Origin of the sequence: Providencia alcalifaciens, assembly GCF_020271745.1 — a bacterium.
GTDB classification, from domain to species: Bacteria; Pseudomonadota; Gammaproteobacteria; order Enterobacterales; family Enterobacteriaceae; genus Providencia; species Providencia alcalifaciens_B.
On the sequence record NZ_CP084296.1, the window covers coordinates 4,112,163 to 4,136,569 of the forward strand.

23 protein-coding genes are annotated in these 24,407 nt (G+C 41.9%); 3 read left to right on the forward strand and 20 right to left on the reverse strand.

Features of this window, described 5'->3' with window-relative positions; translation table 11 throughout:
* Nucleotides 1–33: 33 nt before the first annotated feature.
* From LDO51_RS19015 to trmJ, 13 genes are all read right to left on the reverse strand, one after another.
* Entirely contained in the window at nt 34–486 is a 453-nt protein-coding gene (locus LDO51_RS19015; RefSeq protein WP_225575810.1) for an enhanced serine sensitivity protein SseB C-terminal domain-containing protein, read from the reverse strand.
* A gap of 113 nt (nt 487–599) precedes the next feature.
* Entirely contained in the window at nt 600–1,895 is a 1,296-nt protein-coding gene (pepB, locus tag LDO51_RS19020; RefSeq protein WP_225575811.1) for an aminopeptidase PepB, read from the reverse strand.
* A 243-nt stretch (nt 1,896–2,138) separates the two neighbouring features.
* Entirely contained in the window at nt 2,139–2,339 is a 201-nt protein-coding gene (gene iscX / locus LDO51_RS19025; RefSeq protein WP_154602672.1) for a Fe-S cluster assembly protein IscX, read from the reverse strand.
* 74 nt (nt 2,340–2,413) lie between these two features.
* On the reverse strand, nt 2,414–3,211 hold the full coding sequence (locus LDO51_RS19030; protein WP_225575812.1) for a hypothetical protein: 798 nt from the start codon (nt 3,209–3,211) through the stop codon (nt 2,414–2,416).
* Nucleotides 3,212–3,265: 54 nt separating this feature from the next.
* The gene (locus LDO51_RS19035; protein ID WP_225575813.1) at nt 3,266–4,438 is read right to left on the reverse strand and encodes an MFS transporter; all 1,173 of its coding nucleotides are present in this window, start codon (nt 4,436–4,438) and stop codon (nt 3,266–3,268) included.
* A gap of 482 nt (nt 4,439–4,920) precedes the next feature.
* Nucleotides 4,921–5,256 carry an ISC system 2Fe-2S type ferredoxin gene (gene fdx, locus LDO51_RS19040; protein WP_225575814.1) on the reverse strand — a complete coding sequence of 112 codons (336 nt, stop codon included), beginning with the start codon at nt 5,254–5,256 and terminating at the stop codon, nt 4,921–4,923.
* A gap of 2 nt (nt 5,257–5,258) precedes the next feature.
* The gene (hscA, locus tag LDO51_RS19045) at nt 5,259–7,109 is read right to left on the reverse strand and encodes a Fe-S protein assembly chaperone HscA (RefSeq protein WP_225575815.1); all 1,851 of its coding nucleotides are present in this window, start codon (nt 7,107–7,109) and stop codon (nt 5,259–5,261) included.
* A gap of 12 nt (nt 7,110–7,121) precedes the next feature.
* Entirely contained in the window at nt 7,122–7,643 is a 522-nt protein-coding gene (gene hscB / locus LDO51_RS19050) for a co-chaperone HscB (protein WP_036949485.1), read from the reverse strand.
* Nucleotides 7,644–7,754: 111 nt separating this feature from the next.
* Nucleotides 7,755–8,078, reverse strand: coding sequence for an iron-sulfur cluster assembly protein IscA (gene iscA, locus LDO51_RS19055; protein WP_225575816.1), 324 nt, complete (start codon nt 8,076–8,078; stop codon nt 7,755–7,757).
* Nucleotides 8,079–8,282: 204 nt separating this feature from the next.
* On the reverse strand, nt 8,283–8,669 hold the full coding sequence (iscU, locus tag LDO51_RS19060; protein WP_036949481.1) for a Fe-S cluster assembly scaffold IscU: 387 nt from the start codon (nt 8,667–8,669) through the stop codon (nt 8,283–8,285).
* A gap of 24 nt (nt 8,670–8,693) precedes the next feature.
* Nucleotides 8,694–9,908 (reverse strand): IscS subfamily cysteine desulfurase, encoded by a 1,215-nt coding sequence (locus LDO51_RS19065; RefSeq protein WP_225575817.1) that lies wholly within the window; start codon nt 9,906–9,908, stop codon nt 8,694–8,696.
* A gap of 144 nt (nt 9,909–10,052) precedes the next feature.
* Nucleotides 10,053–10,550 (reverse strand): Fe-S cluster assembly transcriptional regulator IscR, encoded by a 498-nt coding sequence (gene iscR / locus LDO51_RS19070; protein WP_036949477.1) that lies wholly within the window; start codon nt 10,548–10,550, stop codon nt 10,053–10,055.
* 117 nt (nt 10,551–10,667) lie between these two features.
* A complete protein-coding gene (gene trmJ, locus LDO51_RS19075) occupies nt 10,668–11,399 on the reverse strand; it encodes a tRNA (cytosine(32)/uridine(32)-2'-O)-methyltransferase TrmJ (protein ID WP_225575818.1) in 732 nt (243 codons plus the stop codon).
* A 124-nt stretch (nt 11,400–11,523) separates the two neighbouring features.
* Here trmJ and suhB point away from each other — a divergent pair, with 124 nt between their 5' ends.
* Entirely contained in the window at nt 11,524–12,327 is an 804-nt protein-coding gene (suhB, locus tag LDO51_RS19080) for an inositol-1-monophosphatase (RefSeq protein ID WP_108478536.1), read from the forward strand.
* A gap of 82 nt (nt 12,328–12,409) precedes the next feature.
* On the opposite strand, the gene LDO51_RS19085 is transcribed toward suhB, so the two are convergent.
* Both LDO51_RS19085 and glyA read right to left on the reverse strand, forming a co-directional pair.
* Nucleotides 12,410–13,561 carry a 3-phenylpropionate MFS transporter gene (locus tag LDO51_RS19085; protein ID WP_225575819.1) on the reverse strand — a complete coding sequence of 384 codons (1,152 nt, stop codon included), beginning with the start codon at nt 13,559–13,561 and terminating at the stop codon, nt 12,410–12,412.
* A gap of 130 nt (nt 13,562–13,691) precedes the next feature.
* Nucleotides 13,692–14,945, reverse strand: a complete 1,254-nt coding sequence (gene glyA / locus LDO51_RS19090; protein WP_036949469.1) for a serine hydroxymethyltransferase — start codon at nt 14,943–14,945, stop codon at nt 13,692–13,694.
* Between the two features lie 350 nt (nt 14,946–15,295).
* Between glyA and hmpA the strand changes: the two genes are divergently transcribed.
* Nucleotides 15,296–16,495 carry an NO-inducible flavohemoprotein gene (gene hmpA / locus LDO51_RS19095; protein WP_225575820.1) on the forward strand — a complete coding sequence of 400 codons (1,200 nt, stop codon included), beginning with the start codon at nt 15,296–15,298 and terminating at the stop codon, nt 16,493–16,495.
* 142 nt (nt 16,496–16,637) lie between these two features.
* Here hmpA and glnB read toward each other — a convergent pair whose 3' ends face one another.
* The 5 genes from glnB to LDO51_RS19120 all read right to left on the reverse strand — a co-directional run bounded on the left by glnB (nt 16,638) and on the right by LDO51_RS19120 (nt 22,265).
* Nucleotides 16,638–16,976 carry a nitrogen regulatory protein P-II gene (gene glnB, locus LDO51_RS19100; RefSeq protein ID WP_004921424.1) on the reverse strand — a complete coding sequence of 113 codons (339 nt, stop codon included), beginning with the start codon at nt 16,974–16,976 and terminating at the stop codon, nt 16,638–16,640.
* 12 nt (nt 16,977–16,988) lie between these two features.
* On the reverse strand, nt 16,989–18,611 hold the full coding sequence (locus LDO51_RS19105; protein ID WP_225575821.1) for an NAD+ synthase: 1,623 nt from the start codon (nt 18,609–18,611) through the stop codon (nt 16,989–16,991).
* A gap of 41 nt (nt 18,612–18,652) precedes the next feature.
* A complete protein-coding gene (glrR, locus tag LDO51_RS19110; RefSeq protein WP_225575822.1) occupies nt 18,653–19,993 on the reverse strand; it encodes a two-component system response regulator GlrR in 1,341 nt (446 codons plus the stop codon).
* Nucleotides 19,990–20,712 carry a two-component system QseEF-associated lipoprotein QseG gene (gene qseG, locus LDO51_RS19115; protein WP_225575823.1) on the reverse strand — a complete coding sequence of 241 codons (723 nt, stop codon included), beginning with the start codon at nt 20,710–20,712 and terminating at the stop codon, nt 19,990–19,992. Before qseG ends, glrR begins: the two co-directional genes overlap by 4 nt.
* A gap of 113 nt (nt 20,713–20,825) precedes the next feature.
* Nucleotides 20,826–22,265 (reverse strand): sensor histidine kinase, encoded by a 1,440-nt coding sequence (locus LDO51_RS19120; protein WP_225575824.1) that lies wholly within the window; start codon nt 22,263–22,265, stop codon nt 20,826–20,828.
* 925 nt (nt 22,266–23,190) lie between these two features.
* On the opposite strand from LDO51_RS19120, the gene LDO51_RS19125 reads away from it, so the two are divergent.
* Entirely contained in the window at nt 23,191–24,216 is a 1,026-nt protein-coding gene (locus tag LDO51_RS19125; protein ID WP_225575825.1) for a COMT family class I SAM-dependent methyltransferase, read from the forward strand.
* Nucleotides 24,217–24,407 lie beyond the last annotated feature (191 nt).

Here is a 24,407-nt window from a genome sequence, read left to right on the forward strand (position 1 = left end):
GAAATCCGGTCTTTATTTTGAATAAGAAGAGAATTAGGTATTTTTGATGGGAATACTATCGCGCAGGAAGCTGCCTAATCGGCGTTGATAAAATGGCGCAACATGCTGGGTAATAAAGTGACTTAACCCTTTTTCGTCTTCATTAACGATGCAAAAATCAATAGATTCATCCTCATCGATATATTCGCACGCGGTTGCACCAGCTTCTTGAATAATTTCATTGATATCTTCTGCACCTGGGACAAATTCCAAAGCTATCATCAAAATATCATCAAATTGTTCATCTTCCACTTCTTGGACTGAAACAATAAACGCGCGTCGTACGACTTTATGCTGTTTAAAAAACTCACTAAGCGCCGCTGTCAGCTCTTCAGGTTCTTGTTCGAGAACGCTTAATTTTAATGAAGAGCCTTCAGGCACCGTAAGTTCAGTAAATTGAACATCGGATTGCGAGTCTGTTGTTAGGTTTTGGGATTGTTGTGTCATTCAATATCCTCTATAACCAAAAATAATGTCGTCTAAATTCAAAAACCATTCATGTTAAAGAAAAAATCGCAGGTTGCATTGACTGCACCACTGCGATTTCATTATAACGCGAATTATTTTGATTTTTTGAGAAGTAAGTTAGCTAATGTTCTCACACCAATCCCCGTTGCCCCTTCAGCCCATAAGCTCACTGGCGATTTACGGTAAGTTGCTGAGCAATCGATATGTACCCAATTTTGACGGTAGTTTTCAACAAAGTAAGACAAGAAGGCTGCCGCTGTGCTTGCACCCGCAGTATGCGAAGGCGCTGCAATATTATTCAGGTCAGCAAAACCAGAAGGCAGTTGTTGACGATGGAATTCAGCTAATGGTAAGCGCCAGAATAATTCGAACTCTTCATCTGATGCTGACATTAATTCTGCGACTAATTTGTCATCGAAACTCAATACTGAGTGGTAGTCATTACCCACTGCTGTTTTCGCTGCTCCTGTTAAGGTTGCGGCATCGATTAATAACGTTGGTTTCTCTTTGCTTGCATCAATCAGACCATCTGCTAACACTAAGCGGCCTTCCGCATCGGTATTCATGATTTCAACAGATTTACCATTACGATAACGAATAATATCCCCTAATTTAAACGCATTACCGCTTACCATGTTATCTGCAATGCACAGGAATAATTTCACGCGTTTGTTTAAACCACGAGTGATCGCGAGCGCTAAAGAACCGACTAATGTTGCCGCACCGCCCATATCCGCTTTCATCGAATTCATCGAAGCAGATGGCTTAATGCTATAACCCCCTGAATCGAAGGTAATGCCTTTACCCACTAAACAGGCAAACACAGGCGTTTTTTCATCTTTACCTGGGTTGTAATCCAATGCCAACAATACTGGCGGGCGGCTTGAACCACGACCCACAGTATGAATACCTGCATAACCTTGTTCTAATAGGTCATCGCCTTTGACAATGCGGTAACTGATATCTTGAGCGCCGACTTTGCACAGTAAGTCGATTGAACGCTGAGCCAGTTGCTCAGGGCCTAATTCTTCGGCAGGAGCATTGATCGTGTCACGAACCCAATCAATCGTGTTGATACGTTGCTCTAATTCTTTGCGATCTGCTTCTTGCAGTGCTGGCCATTCGATGGTTCTCGCCCCTTTTGGTGCACGGAAACCTTGCCAAAATGCCCAACTTTTTTCTAAGTCCCAACCTTCGCCAGTTAATGAAACATTACGAATGCCTTGGCTATCTAACTTACGACCAGCACTTTGTACGGCACACAGTTTACCTGGGTGCTTAAGGTGGATAGTCATGCCTTTATCGTTTGAGCTTAATAGAGCGCCTTCACCCCAGCATGGTGCTGCAGGTTCGCATGTAATCATGACTGGCATAATTTGTTTGGTCATTATTTTTCTCACTTTATCCACTACGTTGATTATTGCGGGATCTTGAATTTAGCTTATCACTTTCTGCTATCAATCTTTGCTAATTCGCCAACTATACCCTAAAAACGGCAATATTATTGAATTTAGTTCCTATCGGACCGATTGATTCATTTAAAGTATTTTACTTGCTGTAAGGTCTTGGCGCAGATGAAAAAAAACCGGATGCAACCTGTTCAGCGCTATCCGGTTTTTTATCCACGAAAATTATTCGTACTCGTCCAGCCAGACTAACAGAATAGCTTCGAGGATTTTTTCGTTAGATTTTTGTGGATCATCATCAAAATCTTCTAAGTCGCAGATCCATTGATGCATATCCGTGAAACGCACGGTTTTTGGGTCTGTATCCGGGTAAGCATCATAGAGTGCTTCACCGATTTCACGACTGTTTGTCCACTTTAGGCTCATATTTTTTCCAAATTCTACAAAGTAAGTTTTTGGGGATTATACCGCTCTAAATAATATTGCCTAATACTTTTAATTTACTCACTATTTTTAGTTAGCTGAGGTAAGTCTATCAGCGTCTCCAAACACGCGAGAGTGATACCATGCTCCCTTAAGGCAGTGAATAAACCATTAGACGAAACATGAGAACAACCGAGTTTATCTTTAATATGTTGAATTCTTTTATGCTCATTAGCTTCCGCACATCCTTGAATATAGCTAATTTCTTTGACTTTACAGTGCGATAATAACAAACGAATTGTGATCATTTCTTTGCGCGTAAAACGAATATGACCAAAACGCATATATTTGTGAGGGTTTAATAATTCTGGTGCTGCATTTTTTGTTTTCCCTAATAATTTGGTATCTAAGGATATATTAGCCCGCATAGGTAGGACAACTTCAGGGCTTTTTTTCCACAACTGGTAGGCATACTCTGAAATAATAGGGCGATGCTTATAGATGGATAACATATCTGAGAATGTCAGTTGCTTATTTGAATTTACCGTTGTGATTTCAAAGGTATTTTCATATCGATTACAAAAGTCTACTTTAAACTTGTTCTTTTTAGCCTTAGCAAGAATTTGCTGTAGTGAATCTGAGTAGTTATTCCAATATTGCAGGCTTGATTTTAGTCGCTCTTCCACTAATTTATCTAAATCATTAGCTATAGAAACCAATTGCCACTCATAATTATTGGAGGCTATATGCATATTTTTATTTTTTATATCTATACAAAAGTAGGTGATATCAATATCATGCCAGTCAAATATACTTGAAAATTCATTTTTAAAATTATTGCATACCCCTTCAAACACTAAACTTTCTACATTCATTTTATATCCCTCAAATTCTTTAAATTTCAATGTTTATATTTCACTTCCAGATAATTAAATATTTCTTCTATATATAATGAATCGTAGTGAACCACAAAACGTTAAGAACAAACCGATATAAACCACATTTATCGATGCAAGATATGTGATTACCAAAGGTGAAAAGCCCCCAAAAAGCATTGCTGCAAAATTAAACCCAAGAGCTAATGTAACGATCTTTCCTTTAGCAGCCTTAAATAAAATAAAAGGAGTTGTAGCTAAAATCATGGCAGCGTAAATATTGATAATAAACTGTGATAATATAATTAATTCAATGGATTGAGTATTTATCATTACATAAGCTGGAATAGAAAAAAACACCATGAAAATGACACCTAGATTAAATACCTTTTCCACGGCATTATATTTATCCGCTAGCCACCCGAAAATTAACATTAATAAAAGTGCTAGAATTGCAAGTGATAATGCCCAGTTAGTTTTATCTACGATAACTTGCATTTTATCAAGAAGTACAACGGTTGAAAAATGTTGTACAAAGAACATAATATTCCCTGGTATCGTTAATAAAAATACTGAAAACATATGAGTATAATTGACCTTTTCTTCATTAATTTCTTTAGTATTATTCTCTGGTAATTTAATTCTAAACCAAAAACTGATTGCAATATTAAGTAAACCTAAAAACAATGGAATTCGCCAGCCTACCCTTTGCATAAATTCTGGCTCTAAAAAGTACTCAAGAGAAAAAACGACACTTAATGAAAAAATAATACCAAGTAATGTACTACCATTTATTATGGCTGATAGCCTTGCCTTTTCATTATGTTTAGAGTGATTAAAAAGATAGGTTATTAATGATGGATATTCCCCTGCATAACTAAATGCCAATGCCATTTGTAAAATTAAAATAGCAATAGGCGTATAATTACCTAATAAACTAATAGGTAATAAAGCCATGCAAAGTGTTGCTGTCCCTGTAATAAAACTTGTTAATACTAAAGCGGATTTTTTACCTTTTATATCCGCATAGCGCCCTATTACATAAGCACCAATGGGTCGAATAATAAATCGCAATGCAAATATTCCCCATACCATTTCAGTCGCTTGGTTATAACCCAGCCGTTCTAATTCTGCACTTAAATAACCCGATATAGCAGCAAAAATAGCAATATCATAATACTCCAATGTATTTCCTGCTACGGCACCAAATCGATACTTCCATTTCATAATAAAATCCTTTTTATATAATATAAAAATTACCAATTTAAATAATAAGTAATTTATAGGCTTCCTTTGACCAATGGAGGTTTATTTATATCATCGAGAGGGAGAAATAAAAAGAATGGATTTAAATTAAAAATTAAAATTAAAAGGTTAATATTTTAATTAATTAAATATGAAAAATAAGCAGGATGAAATTTAAATCATGCTTTCGAAATATAAAAACTTGATGCTCTAAATAGTTCGTGCTGTAGCTAGGCGGCAAAGGAGCTAATCCCTAGGAGCATACACAAGTATGTGACTAGGGTTAGCGAGTGTAGCCAACAACGCTACGGCGCGAACTATGACGAGCCTAGGCGGCAAAGGTGCTAATCCCTAGAAGCATACACAAGTATGTGACTAGGGTTAGCGAGTGTAGCCAACAACGCTACGGTGAGAACTATGACGAGCGAGTCGATAACGCTACGGCGTGAACTACATAACGAGCATCAGTGTTCACGGGCATGGTTAATCGTATACTTCGGAATATCCACAACAAGATCCTCATCCGCCACCAATGCCTGGCAGCTTAGACGGCTTTCTGGCTCAAGGCCCCATGCTTTATCTAGCATGTCATCTTCGAGTTCGCTGCTCTCTTCGAGTGAATCAAAGCCTTCACGAACGATGCAGTGGCAGGTTGTGCATGCGCAGGATTTTTCGCAGGCATGGTCGATTTCAATTCCATTGCGCAGTGCTACGTCTAAAATGGATTCGCCCTCTTGTGCTTCGACTACGGCACCTTCCGGACATAATGTACTATGAGGTAAAAAAACGATTTTAGGCATAATTATATCTCATCCACAGAATGGCCTGACAGCGCCTGACGAATTGAAGCATCCATTCGGCGAGCGGCAAATTCTTGGGATTTCTTATCCAGTTGTTTAATTGCATTTTCAATAACAGTAGGGTCTGTGCCTTCTACTGCTTGGATTAACTCATTGACCGCATTATCAATTTCTGACTCTTCGGTTGGAGTCAGTAAATGTGCATCTTGCTCTAATGCGCTCGTTAAACTTTCAAGCACTCTTGCCGCTTCAACTTTTTGCTCCGCTAGGCGGCGCGCATTTAAATCATCTTGCGCGTTAGTCATTGAATCTTTAATCATGGTTGAAATTTCGGTGTCAGTTAAACCGTAGGATGGCTTAACTTGAATCGATGCGGCAACACCCGTGGATTTTTCCATGGCACTCACGCTGAGTAAGCCATCGGCATCCACTTGGAATGTGACACGAATATGTGCGCCACCTGCCGCCATTGGCGGAATGTCACGCAGTGTAAAGCGGGCTAATGAACGACAATCCGAAACCATTTCACGCTCACCTTGTACAACGTGAACGCTCATCGCGGTTTGTCCATCTTTAAATGTTGTGAACTCTTGCGCACGGGCTACAGGGATAGTGGTATTTCGTGGGATCACTTTTTCCACTAAGCCGCCCATGGTTTCCAAACCTAATGACAGCGGGATCACATCCAATAGCAGCATATCGCTATCCGGTTTATTTCCTACTAAAATATCGGCTTGAATTGCAGCACCGATAGCAACAACTTTATCGGGGTCAATAGAGGTTAATGGCGTACGACCAAAAAACTCACCCACTTTTTCACGAACTAATGGTACGCGAGTCGAACCGCCAACCATAACCACATTTAAAACATCGTCATTTTCTACGCCAGCATCTTTTAAGGCTCGACGACACGCCATCAGTGTACGCTTGATGTGAGTTTCAATCAGTGATTCAAAGGTTTCACGGCTAACTGTACCTTGCCAATTTGGTAGAGTGATTGTCGCGGCATCAGCGTCACTTAATGCGATTTTTGTTTCGGTGGCAATGTTCAATAATTGGCGCGTTAAACGGTGATCACCCTGAATGGAAAGCCCCGCTTGCTGTGCAATCCACTGCGCTAATACGTGGTCAAAATCATCGCCACCTAACGCCGTATCACCACCTGTTGCCAACACTTCAAAAACACCGCGGCTCAGGCGTAAAATCGAAACGTCAAATGTACCGCCACCTAAATCATAAACAGCAATCACCCCTTCCTGACCGGAATCTAAGCCATAAGCAATCGCGGCAGCAGTAGGTTCATTCAGTAAACGCAAAACATGCAAGCCCGCCAAACGAGCTGCATCTTTAGTGCCTTGGCGCTGAGCATCATCAAAGTAAGCTGGAACCGTGATCACCACGCCATCCATTTCACCGCCAAGGGTTTGTTCGGCACGCTTTGCTAACGTTTTTAAAATATCTGAGGAAACTTGAATAGGATCTACTTGCCCTGCTGCTGTTTGAATAAATGGCAGGCCGTTTTCACTCGCTGTTAGCTGGTAAGGTAAACCCGGGTAACGTTTTTGAATATCGGCTAATGAACGTCCCATCATGCGTTTCACTGAAATCACGGTGTTGACAGGATCTTGTTCAGATAATTGTTTCGCTTCCCAACCAACAATGCGATTATCTTCTTGATAATTCACTACAGAAGGAAGCAAATAACGACCTTGTTCATCGGGTAATACCGCCGCTTCACCACTACGAACAGTGGCAATCAGAGAGTGTGTTGTACCAAGATCGATCCCTGCTGCCAACTTTCGTTGGTGCGGCGCAGCGGTCATTCCTGGTTCGCTAATTTGTAATAAAGACATAATCGTTTTCTCTTAAAAGTCGTCTAGTAACCGTTCTTCGAGTTGCTCAGCTTGTTGCTGTAACTTATCGAGAAAACGCAATTTCCGGACGGTATCAGCGGCTTTTTCCCACTGCATCGCATCAAGTTCTGAAACCATCAAGGCGCTGCGCGTCTGCTGCATTTGTTTGACATTTTTCATAAAGGCAGACACCCTTTCAAGGGCTTGCGGGCTGTTTTCGATGTTATCTAACTCTTCGCGTAATTCGAGTTGCTCCATCAAGAATGCCGTGTCATGCATGGTATGTTGTTCGTTATTTATATCAAAACCATGTAATAGCAGCATATATTCCGCACGTTTCAGCGGATGTCGAAGGGATTGATATGCCGCATTGATAGTCGCAGCATGTTGGAGTGCTTGCATTTTTTCCTGTTCTGAACAGGTTGCAAAGCGATCGGGATGATATTGTCGCTGTAATTCTTGAAAGCGATGTGTGAGTTGCTCGCTGTCAATCGCGTAATTAGGGGTTAGCCCAAAAAGAGTAAAGTAATCCATAAGTGCTCAGTTTCTCGAACCGGGTACCAATGTAGCTAAGCTTAGCTAAAGATCATGTGGTCATTAACGCCACGTTAGTTACATTGGTCAAGTCATGCTCATTTAAAGACATTATACGTGAAAACTTTCACCGCATCCGCATTCACTGTTAACGTTAGGGTTATTAAATTTAAACCCTTCGTTTAAGCCTTCTTTTACGAAATCCAGCTCAGTGCCGTCTAAATAAACCATGCTTTTGCCATCAATGATGACCTTAACACCTTTGTCTTCAAAAACGGTGTCTTCTTCATTAATTACATCAGCGAATTCAAGCACGTATGCCATTCCCGAGCAACCTGAAGTTCTTACACCTAAACGCAAGCCTTCGCCTTTACCACGATTATTCAAAAATGCTTGAATTCGTTGCGCTGCACTTTCAGTAAGAGAAATCGACATTGCAAACCTCACTTTAGAAACAAACAAGGCAGATGCTAGAAATTATTAGCATCCGCCTTCAAATCATCGGTACAACTCATTATATTTAAAGTTGCATAATAAATACATCTTTAATTAATTTGAGTTTAACTATCAGTCGTGGGCTGTCCGTTTTTGTTGTTTATATGGTCTAAGGTACAGCCCTTACTTACTGATATTTATCTATTATTTGCCTTGGCGTTTGCTTTTGTAATCAGCAATAGCAGCTTTGATTGCATCTTCAGCTAGAATTGAGCAGTGAATTTTCACTGGTGGTAATTCTAATTCTTCCGCGATCGCTGTATTTTTGATTGACTCAGCTTCGTCTAAGCTTTTGCCTTTCATCCACTCAGTTACCAATGAACTTGATGCAATTGCAGAGCCACAACCATAGGTTTTGAAACGTGCATCTTCAATGATACCGTCATCATTTACCTTGATTTGTAACTTCATAACGTCACCACAAGCAGGTGCACCTACCATACCGCTACCCACGCTTGGATCATTGTTATCAAATGAACCGACGTTACGTGGATTTTCATAATGATCGATAACTTTTTCGCTGTAAGCCATTTTTAAACTCCTGAAACTGTCTGATTAATGGTGAGACCATTCGATGCTGTTGAGATCTACGCCTGCTTTAAACATATCCCATAAAGGAGACAGCTCACGTAAGTGGCCGATCGCACCATGAATTTGTTTAATTGCATAGTCAATTTCTTCTTCTGTCGTAAAGCGACCTAAAGAAAAACGAATTGAGCTATGAGCCAGTTCATCATTCATACCTAAAGCACGCAGCACGTATGAAGGTTCTAAGCTTGCAGAAGTACATGCTGAACCAGAGGAAACTGCTAAATCTTTCAGCGACATCATCAATGACTCACCTTCAACATAGTTGAAGCTGACGTTCAGAATGTGCGGCGCACCATTTTCTAAGTCACCGTTAAGGTAAACTTCTTCGATATCTTTAATACCATTCCATAAACGTAAGCGTAAACCACGCAGACGTTCAGATTCTTGAGCCATTTCTTCTTTAGCGATACGGTAAGCTTCGCCCATGCCCACGATTTGGTGGACAGGTAAAGTGCCTGAACGCATACCACGTTCATGACCACCACCATGTTGCTGTGCTTCCAAGCGGATACGCGGTTTACGACGAACATACAGTGCGCCGATACCCATTGGTCCGTACAGTTTGTGTGCAGAGAATGACATCAGGTCAACTTTCAACGCTGACAGGTCGATAGGTAATTTACCAACGCTTTGCGTTGCATCAACGTGGAATACGATACCACGGCTACGGCATAATTCGCCGATTGTCGCGATGTCCTGAACAATACCGATTTCGTTATTCACGTGCATGATTGACACTAAAATAGTGTCTTCGCGCATTGCCGCTTCTAACTCTTTCAGGTCAATTAAACCGTTGCTTTGAGGTGCTAAGTAAGTCACTTCAAAACCTTCACGCTCTAATTGACGGCATGTATCCAGAACCGCTTTATGTTCTGTTTTACAAGTGATGACGTGCTTGCCTTTTTTCTGATAGAACTGGGCAGCACCTTTGATAGCTAAGTTATCAGATTCTGTTGCACCTGATGTGAAAACGATTTCACGAGGATCAGCATTCACTAATTCAGCGATTTGATTACGAGCAATATCTACAGCCTCTTCAGCTTGCCAGCCGAAACGGTGTGAACGAGATGCTGGGTTACCAAAATTCCCATCCATTGTTAGACATTGCATCATTTTTTCAGCAACGCGTGGGTCAACAGGCGTAGTCGCTGAATAATCTAGATAAATCGGTAATTTCATTGCTCACATACTCCAAAGGACAAGACAACTTTGCCTTTAATTTTTTAATGACCCCACTGGTGCAAGCCGCTATAGGCTGGGCTTTTTCACCATTTGGTGATCGACTGCAATTTATAATCTATCTTATGTTAGATACGGACTTATTTAGGCACGAACATTGATAATGGATTCTGGCGTAATGCCGTTCGGCATTGTTTTACGCTTTTCATTATCTTGCCTATCAGCAACATCCAGAACTTCTTGATTCTTAACCAGCTCATCAAGGCTGATGCTGCTGAGAAAACTGGTAATTCTGTCACTTAGATCACGCCACAATGCGTGAGTTAAGCAGCGGTCGCCATTTTGACAACCTTCTTTGTTACCCTGACAACGGGTTGCATCCACGGATTCATCCACCGCAGCAATTACTTCAGCAACAAAAATTTGGTCAGCATCACGCCCAAGCAGATAACCGCCACCGGGACCGCGAACGCTAGAGACTAAATCGTTTTTACGTAAACGAGAGAAGAGTTGCTCAAGATAAGAGAGGGAGATTCCCTGACGTTCAGAAATGTCAGCTAAAGGTACTGGACCTGTCTGAGAGTGTAACGCGACATCTAGCATCGCAGTTACTGCGTAACGCCCTTTAGAAGTGAGTCTCATAACATAAATACTCCGTGGTAAAATATGCAGCAATTGTGACATACCTGAGTAATTTGGTCAACTATTTACCTGACTAATTTACTCAAGTATTATGCTCACTTTACCACGGCATTAACCTCATTTTTTCGCCCATTTTTCCATTGATGTCAAAATGCCACGAAGAATGTGCAACTCTTGGGTTTCAACATGAGCGCGGGTAAATAAACGTCGCAGTTTATTCATAATTAACCCCGGGTGCGCCTTGCGAATAAAGCCCGATTCATTCAATACGCTTTCAAGATGAACATAGAAACGCTCTAGATCTTCAGCCGGTGGGTATTCTACCTCATCATCGGTCGATGTTTGCGTATTTTTTTCTTCCATTGCCAAATACGCCATGCGGATCTCGTAGCTAACTAATTGAACCGCCATTGCTAAATTCAGCGAACCATATTCTGGGTTGGTAGGAATATACAAATGATAGTTACATTTTTGCAATTCTTCGTTGGTTAAACCAACACGCTCACGACCAAAAACAATCGCTACTGGTGACTCTTTTGACTGTTCAACAGATTTCACACCACATTCACGAGGCTCGACCATTGGCCAAGAAAGTGTACGAGAACGCGCACTGGTACCAATGACTAATTTGCACCCTTCTAATGCTTCATCGAGAGATTTTACGATTTTTGCATTGCCAATAACATCGCTTGCTCCCGCAGATAACGCGATAGCATGAGAATCAGGTTCAACCAGTGGATTAACTAAATAGAGATTTGAAAGCCCCATGGTTTTCATTGCGCGAGCCGTTGAGCCCATATTGCCAGTGTGTGAGGTTTCAACAAGAACGATACGAATATTTTCTAGCATGGTTTATACGTTGTCATGAAAAATTAATCGCAAGAGTCTAACACAAAATTGCTTATTGTGACGAACATCTATATACTTTGCGTCTCTTGATTTTCGTTCTTTAACATCCCAGTGGAAAATACCCATGCATCCGATGCTTAACATCGCCATACGTGCTGCACGTAAGGCTGGTAATTACATAGCTAAAAACTATGAAGATCCTCAGAACGTAACAGTAACCCAAAAGGGTGCTAACGATTTCGTCACTAACGTTGACCGTGACGCTGAACAAATCATCGTTGATATTATTCGTAAATCTTACCCAGACCACACTATCATCACTGAAGAAAGTGGTGAATTATTAGGTAAAGATGATGATATTCAATGGGTAATTGATCCACTGGATGGCACCACCAACTTCACAAAACGTTTTCCTCACTTCTCAGTTTCTATCGCTGTACGCGTAAAAGGCCGTACAGAGGTTGCTGCTGTCTATGACCCAATGCGTAACGAATTATTTACTGCGGTACGTGGTCAAGGCGCTCAAATGAACGGTTACCGTTTACGTATGGCTGAGAAGCGCGACCTTGAAGGCGCAGTTGTCGCAACTGGCTTCCCATTCAAACACAAACAACACGCGTCTATCTACATGAATATCATGGGTAAAATGTTTGATCAATGTGCAGATTTCCGTCGCACAGGTTCAGCGGCTCTGGATTTATGTTACGTGGCGGCAGGCCGTGTGGATGCATACTTCGAAATCGGTTTAAAACCATGGGATTTCTTAGGCGGTGAACTGATCATGCGTGAAGCTGGCGGGATCATGACTGACTTCGTAGGCGGTCACAACTATTTAGCATCAGGTAACTTAGTCGCAGGTAGCCCACGCGTTGTTCGTGACATTCTGGCTGCAATGAAAGATGAATTATCTGAAGCATTAAAACGTTAATTTAACCCTCGTTAAATTTGCTAAAAAGGGCGCTAGTGAAAACTAAGCGCCCTTTTTATTATTGGGTTACGGTAACTTCAGACTAAGACTGAGCCATCACTTTTGGTCGAATAAATAGCGCAGGCACCGCTAAAAGCGCCATTAAATAAAACACGACGCCATGTTGGTCAGGCATACGTTCATAAATATAACCGACCATAATGGTGATCACCGCAAGCCCTCCCCCAGTCGCTAATGCAGAATAAGCACCTTGCAACGGTATAATTTCATTTTCTTTACGCGCACTAATAAAACGCATTGCCGCTAAGTGGCAAACGGTAAAGGTGCCGCTATGCAAGATTTGAACAATAATTAAGACCGGTAATGCAGTAAATGCCCCCATCATTCCCCAGCGGACAATTCCACAAACTGCAGATAATAAGAGTAAATTACGTGCGCTCCAACGCCGGAATAATCGATGGCTCAGCATAAATACAATCACTTCTGCCACCACACCCAGCGACCATAAATTACCAATCACTAAATCGGAATAACCCGCTTCTTTCCAGAACAGCGAAGCAAAACCGTAATACGCAGCATGGGCACCTTGCAACAACGTGACACAGATTAAAAACAACAACACGTTTTTATCTGCAATCAGCTGTTTGAATGAGACCTTATTGGCGCCATTCACTTTCGCCACACCTGCGGGCATAATCGCCGGTTTTAACATCGCTCCCAATAATAGGGCAGCGCAGCTTACCACCAGCGCCACCATGATAGAAGTATGTCCCCACACACCAGCGAAATAGCCCATCGACGATGAGCCAATAATAAAGGCGATAGAGCCCCAAACACGGATTTTACCATAATCAAAAGTAAACTGTTTTTGCCATGTTCCCGCCAATGAATCGCCAAGTGGCACCATAGGGGCAAAAAATAGGTTAAACCCTATCATGACAAACATTAGCCAAGCCCAATGGGACCCAAATGAAAACCCAATGGAGAAAATAAGGGAAAGCGCCGCCAGTAATCGCAATGCATTGATAAGCTTAGAAGGCTCTTTAACTTGGGGGGTGATAAACATTGCGCCGAGAAAACGTGCCGCAAGCCCGATACCTAACAAAAGCCCTATCATTTCTGCATCAATTCCCTCACCTTGTAGCCATACTGACCAAAATGGTAAGAAAATGCTGTAAGCAAAAAAGTAGGTAAAATAATCAATCGCTAGCCAACGCGTTGATGGAATAACCATCACTCCTCCCTTATTTTCATATCCCCCTCCCTATGAAGGGGTTTACAACCGACAACAAAAAACCCGCTTTTACAAAGTGTAGAAGCGGGTTTATCATGCTAATTCAGCTTACTTTATGGGCATATCGCCATTATGCATAAACTGGGTATTTTTTGCAGATAGCTAATACTTTCTGTTTAACAGCTTCAATGGTCGCTTCGTCATTGAGGTTATCCAGAATATCACACATCCAGCCAGCTAGCTCGCGTGCATCTGCTTCATTGAAGCCACGACGTGTAATTGCAGGAGAACCGATACGCACACCAGAAGTCACAAACGGACTCTTCGGATCGTTAGGTACGCTATTTTTGTTTACAGTAATGTTTGCGCGACCCAGTGCAGCGTCAGCGTCTTTACCTGTGATGTCTTTGTCAACTAAGTCAACTAAGAACAGGTGGTTTTCAGTACCGCCAGACACCACTTTAAAGCCACGTTTTTGGAAAACTTCAACCATCGCTTTCGCATTTTTAGCGACTTGCTGTTGGTAAGTTTTGAACGCAGGCTCCATCGCTTCTTTCAGTGCTACCGCTTTACCTGCGATAACGTGCATCAGAGGACCGCCTTGTGAACCTGGGAATACCGCAGAGTTCAGACGCTTGTACAGATCTTCATCGCCGCCTTTAGCTAAAATCAGACCACCGCGTGGGCCCGCTAATGTTTTATGCGTTGTTGTAGTAACGACGTGTGCATGTGGAACTGGGTTAGGATAAACACCCGCCGCCACCAGACCCGCAACGTGAGCCATATCAACGAACAGATAAGCACCGATGCTGTCAGCGATTTCACGCATCTTAGCCCAATCAACTACACCAGAATACGCAGAGAAGCCACCGATGATCATTTTTGGTTGATGTTTTTTCGCTTGAGCCGCGATATCGTCGTAATCGATTTTACCGCTTTCATCGATACCGTAAGGAACAATGTTATACAGTTTACCGGAGAAGTTTACTGGAGAACCGTGAGTTAAGTGACCGCCGTGCGCAAGGTTCATACCTAATACAGTGTCACCTGGTTGCAGTAACGCCATATAGACGGCAGCATTAGCTTGTGAACCTGAGTGTGGCTGTACGTTTGCGTAGTCAGCACCAAATAACTCTTTTGCACGGTCGATAGCTAATTGCTCAACCACATCAACGAATTCACAACCACCATAATAACGTTTAGTTGGATAACCTTCCGCATACTTATTGGTCAGCTGAGAGCCTTGAGCTTGCATAACTCGTGGGCTGGTATAGTTTTCAGAAGCAATTAATTCAATGTGTTCTTCTTGACGTTGTACTTCTTTTTCCATTGCTTCCCACAGTTGTGGGTCGTAATCTGCAATATTCATTTCACGCTTTAACATTCGCTTCTCCTGCCTCAGCAATTCAATAAGGTAACAATCAATTCAACTTAATGACTGACAGTGTAAACTCTTTTTCGTCATTGAGATAGCCCCTAAGAAAAAATATACGCAAACGATTGCATTAATTTTTTTGCTTTCAGATACCTTTAAACAACACAAAATATAATAGCGCACATTTCAATAATACCGAGACGAATATCTAACTTTGCTAGCTACCTCTAATTTTGCGGTGAATTCCCCCACTTTTTAATGCGTTAATTATTTACATTTCTCGTTAAATATTATAAGTTGCATATAAAATACATGTTTATAAATTCATAATATCATGAAAATAATTCAGGAGTACCTGTATGCTTGACCAACAAACTATCGCCACAATTAAATCCACCATCCCTGCCATCGCAGCAACGGGTCCTAAATTGACGGCTCACTTTTATGACAGAATGTTTAGACAACATCCTGAGCTGAAAGACATTTTCAATATGAGAAATCAAACGAATGGCGATCAGCGTGAAGCTCTATTCAACGCCATTTGCGCTTATGCAGTCCATATTGAAACCCCTGAAGCGTTAATTGGTGCAGTGGAAAAAATTGCGCAAAAACACGCCAGCTTAAACATCAAACCAGAGCATTACCCGATTGTCGGGGAAAACCTGCTCGCTGCCATTGATGAGCTACTGAGCCCGGGTCAAGAAGTATTGGACGCATGGGGAAGAGCTTATGGCGTTCTGGCGGATATTTTTATTAACCGTGAAAGCGCAATTTACCGTGAAAACGCCGAAAAATCTGGCGGATGGGAAGGCTTACGTGAATTTAAAGTCACTAAAAAACAACCTCAAAGTGCCGTTATCACGAGTTTTGAATTCACTCCCGTAGACGGCAAAGCAGTGGCAGATTATCAACCAGGGCAATATATTACTGTGTACCTGAATGAAAATAGTTTTGAAAATCAAGAAATTCGCCAGTATTCACTCACCACTGCGCCAAATGGAAAAAACTACCGCATTGCGGTGAAACGTGAAGAGCAAGGTACCGTTTCTGGCTTCTTACATCAAAATCTCAATGAAGGCGATATTGTTCGTTTAGCGCCACCATGCGGTGATTTTTACCTTGATGTTGAACCGAAAACGCCAGTGACTTTAATTTCTGCTGGCGTCGGTCTAACGCCAATGCTCAGCATGCTTAACCACCTCACCATGCACCAACATCAAGCACCTGTGAATTGGCTGCACGCCGCTGAAAATGGGGATGTACACGCTTTTAATCAAGAAGTTAGTCAATTGATGTCACAACATACTCAAGGTCATTCAGCAGTCTGGTTTAATCAGCCAGCCCCACAAGATAAACTGGGTGAAGATTACCAATACCGTGGATTACTGGATTTAACGCAAGTCAAAGAGAAAGTGCTTCAGCCAAATATGCAATTCTATTTCTGTGGGCCTGTTGGCTTTATGCAACATGTTGGAAAGCAGCTAATTGAAATGGGTGTTGCTACCGATAATATTCATTATGAGTGTTTTGGTCCGCATAAAGTATTACCGTTAAATTAATCGAACTTATTCATTATAGTAAGTTGTTTTTAAAGCTTTAGTTATAAATCATTTTTAATTATTGCGGTAACGGACTCGCATATAAATATATTGTCATCCCATATAAGATATATTTATCCCGTTACCGCATTTTTCATTCTAGTTAAATGGCTTCTTCGTCCTGCTCACCCGTACGAATACGAATGACGCGAGCAACGTCGTACACAAAGATTTTCCCATCACCGATTTTGCCGGTTTGCGCCGTTTGCATAATAGTTTCTACACAGCTTTCAACAATATCGTCTGGCACAACGATTTCAATTTTTACCTTCGGTAAAAAATCCACCATATATTCTGCGCCACGATACAGTTCAGTGTGACCTTTTTGGCGACCAAAGCCTTTCACTTCAGTCACCGTCATACCCGTGATACCCACTTCGGCTAACGCTTCGCGCACATCATCAAGTTTGAATGGCTTTATAATTGCATCAATTTTTTTCATTTTCAGTTCCTGTTATGACCAGTTTTTGCGGCCAAAACCTGAGGTAATCGGATAACGACGATCTTTACCGAAATTACGCATTGTGATCCGCGGTCCAACAGGAGCCTGACGGCGCTTATATTCGTTAATATCGACAAGACGCACAACTTTGCGAACAATTTCTCTATCAAATCCGAGCTTGATAAGGTCAGCTACAGATAAATCTTTTTCTACATAACCGTCTAAGATGGCATCTAACACATCGTAAGGCGGTAAACTATCTTGGTCTAATTGGCCTGGAGCCAGTTCCGCTGAAGGTGGTCTATCAATCACGCGCTGCGGAATTGCCGGCGATATTGTATTACGATATTTAGCCAGTTCAAAGACCAGCGTTTTTGGCACATCTTTAAGGACATCAAAGCCCCCTGCCATATCCCCATACAACGTTGAATACCCAACTGCGGATTCACTTTTATTGCTGGTAGTCAGCACTAAACGACGGCGCTTATTGGACATCGCCATTAAGATCACAGCGCGGCAACGAGCTTGTAAATTCTCTTCGGTGGTATCCGGTTGAGTGCCTTCAAACATCGGCTGCAATTGCGCCATAAAGGCATCAAACATCGGTTCGATGGAAACGATATCAAATTCAACACCCAGTAATTCTGCCTGCTCTTTAGCATCATGAATGCTCATTTCAGAAGTGTAACGGAACGGCATCATAACGGCTTGTACGCGATCTTTACCAATAGCATCCGCCGCGATCGCCACGGTTAATCCTGAATCAATCCCGCCGGATAGCCCTAAAATCGCCCCATTAAAACCATTTTTGTTGATGTAATCACGGGTGGCTAAGACTAATGCTTGGTACACCTGCGCAATTTGAGACGCTTCAGGTTGCTTCCGCTGCTCAGTCACTAATTTCACATCTTCAAAGGTGACTGTCGCCACTTGCTCTGCAAACTCATCCAGTTGGTAGACTTGCTTGCCTTTGTTTGCCAACACTTTCGAGCCGCCATCAAACACGAGTTCATCCTGTCCACCCACTTGGTTAAGATAGACAATCGGCAAACCAGTACGCTGAGCATGTTCCACCAGCAGGTCACTGCGAATATGCTCTTTGTTTAAATCATACGGTGAGGCATTGATAGTGAGAACTAACTCAGCACCCGCCCCTTTCACTGCATCAATCGGCTCGTCATACCAAATATCTTCGCAAATCAATAAACCGAGCTGATAGCCTTTGAATTCCACCACGCACGTTTTTTCCGCCGCAGTGAAATAACGAGGCTCATCAAAAACACCATAATTAGGCAGTTCTTGCTTAAAGTAACGGGCTAATAGCTTTCCTTGGTGGAAAAATGATAATGCATTATAAATTTCATTATCTTCATACCACGGATGACCCACGATAATTCCGCATTGACCGCTAGCTTGTTGTAAACGTTTTAATTGCGCGGTGCATCGCTCTTCAAAATCGTGGCGGAAGAGTAAATCTTCAGGGGAGTACCCTGTTAGAGCCAACTCAGAAAACATGACGATATCAGTATTTTCGGCATGCTCTTCAACAGTTTGCAACATACGCTCGCAGTTGCCTTCGATGTCGCCAACCAACCAGTTAAGTTGTGCCAGAGTGATATTAAGCTTACGGCCCATAACGTGTTTGTTCTCCCTTAATCCTTTAGGCTATAAAGGTTTTATTCTTTAAAATCATTCGCTTCTAAATCGTGACGCCCAAGTAATTTATAAAACTCGGTGCGGTTGCGCCCCGCCATGCGTGCAGCTTGGGTCACGTTCCCTTTGGTCATCTGCAATAATTTACGCAGATAATTTAATTCGAATTGATTACGTGCTTCAACAAAGGTCGGTAGCGCCGTATTTTCTCCTTCCAGAGCTTGGCTAACGAGGGCTTCGCTGATAACTGGAGATGTCGTCAATGCGACACACTGCTCAATCACGTTCACTAACTGGCGCACGTTTCCGGGCCAGCTTGCTGTCATCAAGCACTTCATCGCATCACTCGAAAAACTACGAACAAAGGGTTTATGGCGGTTCGCAGCTTCACGTAATAAATGATTAGCTAATAACGGAATATCTTCCGCACGTTCATTCAATGCAGGGATCCGCAAGTTCACCACATTCAAGCGATAATAGAGATCTTCACGGAACTCATTTTTTTCCATCGCTTTCGGTAAGTTACGGTGAGTCGCAGAAATAATGCGTACATCGATATCTAAATCGCGGTTACTTCCTAGTGGGCGAACCTTACGTTCTTGCAGAACACGCAGCAATTTGACTTGCAACGGCATCGGCATATCACCAATTTCGTCTAAAAAGAGCGTTCCACCGCTGGCTGCAAAAAATAGTCCTTCACGGCTACTGACTGCACCTGTAAACGCGCCTTTAGCATGACCAAACAGTTCAGATTCAAGCAATTGCTCAGGTAATGCGCCACAGTTAATTGCGATAAACGGTTTATGAGCACGCGGACTAACTTTATGAATCGCTTGCGCTAATACTTCTTTACCCGTACCACTTTGCCCATTAATCAGCACACTCACATCCGATTGCGCCACCATATGTGCCTGTTCAAGTAAACGGATCATCAGCGGGCTACGTGTGACAATGCCAGCGCTCCACTCTTCATCACTAATCGGAGTGGAAGATAATGCTAACGCTTCATCAATGGCTTTATAGAGCGCATCTTTATCAACGGGTTTGGTTAAGAAACTAAACACCCCGCGCTGCGTTGCCGCAACCGCATCAGGAATCGAACCATGAGCCGTTAGAATAATCACCGGAAGATTAGGATGGGCTTTTTGCACTTCATCAAACAGTGCCATACCGTCCATTTCATCCATTCGTAAATCACTAATAACGAGGTCAATTTTTTCTTTTTGGAGTAATTTTAGTGCTTCAGGTCCACTTTCCGCTGTTGAGACTTTAAAACCTTCACTACTCAAACGCATACCAAGCAGTTTTAGCAGGCTAGGATCATCATCCACCAAAAGTAAGTTAGCTGACTTACGGCCGGTCATTGTGCTTTATTCTCCGAGGAATTCTGTTCGGCTGAGGCTGGCTTCGTTTCTGATGGCGCAGCAACAGCGGCTTCATCTTCTTTTTCAACTTCATTCGCATTTTTCTTGCGAGAAGAGAGCTGGCGTTCAATATCCGTTAAGTTTTCTAACTTGCGGGAAGTACTATCCAGCTCAAAACGCAGCTTGGCATTATCTTCTTTTAGACGGTCAAGCTTTGCATCCATCTCTTGCTGCATACGCTTATAACGTGCATTCGCATCGGCAAGATTAATCACTTGAACCTGCTGCTCGCGCCACAATTGCAATAATGGGCGAATTGGTGTTGGGAAGTTCAAACTATAGGTGTTGATGCTATCGAGCATTTGGCGACGTTCAGCGATTGTCGGCTCCGCTGAACCTAATAGAATATTTTTAGTAAATGAAGTAGCCCAATCATTCACGTCAATCTTTTTCGCTTCGGCGCGTGCTTTATCAGCATCCATTCTGTCCACACAGCCCATCATACGTAACCAATAGAGGGCATTTTCCTGTGAGACTGGCTCTTGATTTTCCCAAATTGATTCGCAAGAAGCATAACGGTAATCCGTAGTTTTCACTTCAGGGATCACGACTTTAGCTAGGGTTTCTAATGGAGATTGGCCATTCTTCGCGACACACCCGGTTAAAATAAGCGAGAATAAAATCATTCCCAAAGGGGTACTGACGTGGGAAGGCTTCACACTTGTCCCGCGGCGAATTGAGATTGTTTTTGTCTTTAACAATCTCGTTTTTGTCTTCGACAATACTGCGTTACACAATACCGCCAAAAAATCTGTAGACCTGTTTTGCATTATTATTCGTTCTCTGCGGTTAAAGGCAATTCAATTCGGAAGCAAACATCCGCTGATTTATGTGGCACTAGTGATAATTCACCACCCATCTGCTTAATACAATCTTGCGCGATGCTAAGCCCTAACCCACTTCCTTTGACGGCGCCTTTTCTTTGGAGGCTGCCTTGATAGAAAGGTTCAAAAATCATATTTTGCTCAGACTCAGGGATAGGCGTGCCCGTATTGGCAACCTCAATAAGTAATTTATTCCCTGTCCTGCGGCTTGAGATCCAAATATTACCTGATTCGCCACCATAGTGCACCGCATTGGAATAGATATTATCAATAACCCTTCCGAGTAAGGTCGGTTCTGCAAGGCAACTTTCCACTTTTAAGCGGACATCAGTGGTAATATCTTTCGCTCTTGCGGGTAAATTATGTGCATTAACAATATCTTCAATAAGTTTTTTTAAATCGACGTGCTGGGCAACTGGCGGCTCATCAACTAATTTCCGATTATAGTCAAGAAGCTGTTCAATAAGTTGCTGAAGATGCTTACTGCTCTGGTCAAGAATTTCAACCACCTCTTTTTGTGAGCTAGTTAACGGGCCGGCAACCTCATCCGCCAATAATTCCGTTCCTTCTCGCATACTGGCTAATGGTGTTTTCAGCTCATGGGAAATATGGCGTAAAAACTCATGACGCTGGGATTCTAACCAAGCCAACCGCTCACTTAACCAAATAATTCGCTGAGCAATAATCCGCAGCTCTCTTGGACCTTTAAAACGGTCAGTATCATTTTCCAGAGTCAGTCCCGTCCCTAAGCGGTTAATCATGCGTTCAATGATTTTAACCGGGCCGATAATCATACGAGTAAATAATGTCACCAACAGCGCGCTCAACAAGAATAGGATCAATGTTTGCCAACCAAATAGTTGTCCTTTATTGGCAATCGCTTTTTGAAGCTGTTCACCGCGGCTGAAAATAACCTCTCGAGTTTGCTGAACGACAGCCGTATTTTGCGCAGAGAATTGCTCTAAAACTTTGGTAGTGGCTTCCATCGGCTCATTATTTTCACAACTAATCACCTTCAGTTTTTGCAATCCAGTAAATAGCCCTAACACTTCAGGTGTCTCTGGCAAAATGGTTTTTTGGCGTTCCAGCATCTGTTCATAATCAGCAAACTGCTTTTGATACTGCGTCTGTAAGGCTTTATCTTGTAATACACAATACTGGCGATAGCTGCGCTCCATTTCTAGCGCGAGGCTACTCATCGCTTCACTGCGCCGAGCATCAATCAGCGTGGTTTTATTGATATCTGCCGCTTGGTTACTCAATTGTTCTAGACTTTGATAAGCCTGATAAGCCAATACCAATAATGGCAAAAGGACTAACCAAAAAGCCATGACCACTAACTGCCGCAATGAGCGCGGAAAAAGGCGCAATTTACTCAACGCATTCATCTCTTACCTATTTATATGTAATTCAATGGTAGCAGAACTCCCGTTAATGCGAAAAGTGCTGTTTACATTGATGATAGATAAACCATTAGACAGATAGATAGCAATGAACATGCCAAAAAAGTGGATGAAACGTGAATGATTTCAGATAAATAGATTAAATATACTGCGATTGAATAAAAGGATAAATCCGATAGGGAGAAAAGTTGATGCCCCAGAAATGGGAAGGCGGAGGAAAGAATTGCTTCTCACCTCCGCCAGCGATACTCGACATTACGCTTGAGTGTCGATTTTTTTGCATATGATTATGTCTTTTATTAAAGATAATCATATAGGTGGTGCCTCACTCCACGTGTCGCCCTGTGTTTGATAAGGCTCGAAAGCGAATATCGATGATTTGGACGGTAGGCACCTTACTTTGGCATCATTCGGGTTTTATGTGGTATGTTCCCATTTGCTAGGTTTCCCCAAGCTTGGACCTACATAAGCAATTGAATGAGCAACTGATAGATATAATGCACAACCCGTGCCAACATTTCAATAATATTTTTATCCAATTGATTTTTATATAAATTTATTTTCTTATTTATTCATATCATTTTTGAATTGTTATGAATGCAAAGAAATGCCATTAACTCACTACGAATCTGTCTCCAATTTAAGACAGTCAACACCTTAATTTATAAAATTCTTATTTATCAACATGATAAATGTCTCCTTTTAGAGACACTACAGTACCATGTTTGTCGCTAATATTAGACATCACCATCAAATGTCCCTGAATCAACCACTACGTTCGACTTAACCCAGTGATCTTATTGTTTTTTATATTAGCATGGTCAATTTATGATTTTGGCTGTTCCCGCCTTCCCTACGATACTTAAGACTCCTAACGAAAACATGTTACTACCCCCTATACGGAGACTCTATGAGCTTGTCGTTATCCCACTCTTTTTCGCATCTGGAACCAGGCATTCGATTACTTCACAAATCTGTTGGTTTTATTTTTCAGGCGGCTTTACGTGCGGCCGTGAAATTAGAGTTAGCTGAACATCTGCAAAACGGCCCCCAAACCGCAAAGCAAATTGCACAAAAAATTGATGCTAATGCCACGATGATCCATCAAATTTTACGCCTACTTGCGACACAGAATATTTTTACAGCAATTGATAAGCATCGATTCGCAATCACACCAGAGGCTGAATTCCTCCTCGCAGACCATCCATATTCCTTACATGATGCCGTGCTAATGTTCACTGATGACACGTTTTGGAAGCCTTCATTATATTTTGCAGAAATGACTCTGGGGGAGCCTATATTTGAACGTCTGTTTGGCGGAAGTTTCTTTGAATATTGGGAAAAAAAGGCCAATCATCCGGGTAACTTTCATGATGGAATGACCTCATTTGCATCCATAGAAAATCCATTTATCACAGCCAAGTATTCTTTCCCCCCAAATAGCACAATTACCGATATTGGCGGTGGAACGGGAGGTTTACTCCTTGAAGTATTAAAAGTAAATCCAGAAACAAACGGTATTCTCTTCGATATGAAAGCCGTGACAGATAAACACATTTTACATAAGTTAAATGATGATAGCCGCTGGAAAATAGAGAATGGCTCTTTCTTTGAAAAAGTCCCGTGCTCAGATTTTTACCTACTCAAATCTATTTGCCGAGATTGGAATGATGACCATATGATTCAAATACTTAAAATTATTCGTCAGTCGATGAAAAAAACGTCAAAAATATTGTTAATTGATATTCATCTCAACCACGGCAATCAACCTAATTTTGGCAAAAACCTTGGTTTACTCTGTGCCAATTTGGTTGTTGGTGCCGATGAACGCACCAAAGAAGAGCTTGAAAATTTATTGCACCAAGCTGGCTTAAAAGCCACCCACGAAATCAAAACTGACTGTGATTTATCAATTCTTGAAGCCCAAATAAACTAATCCCTTTCTCGCACTCGCTTTTACGGTATTTTAGCAGCGAGTGTATGAAAACTCAGCGAACCCTATTTTATTTGATGGCAAACCCGCCTCATCCCCAAATAAAATATTGCCATCCTATTTATTATCGCTATGATCCTGCGCGTTTCATTTCTGATGTACGTCAGAATTTCATGTTATTCCGCTAGCTTATC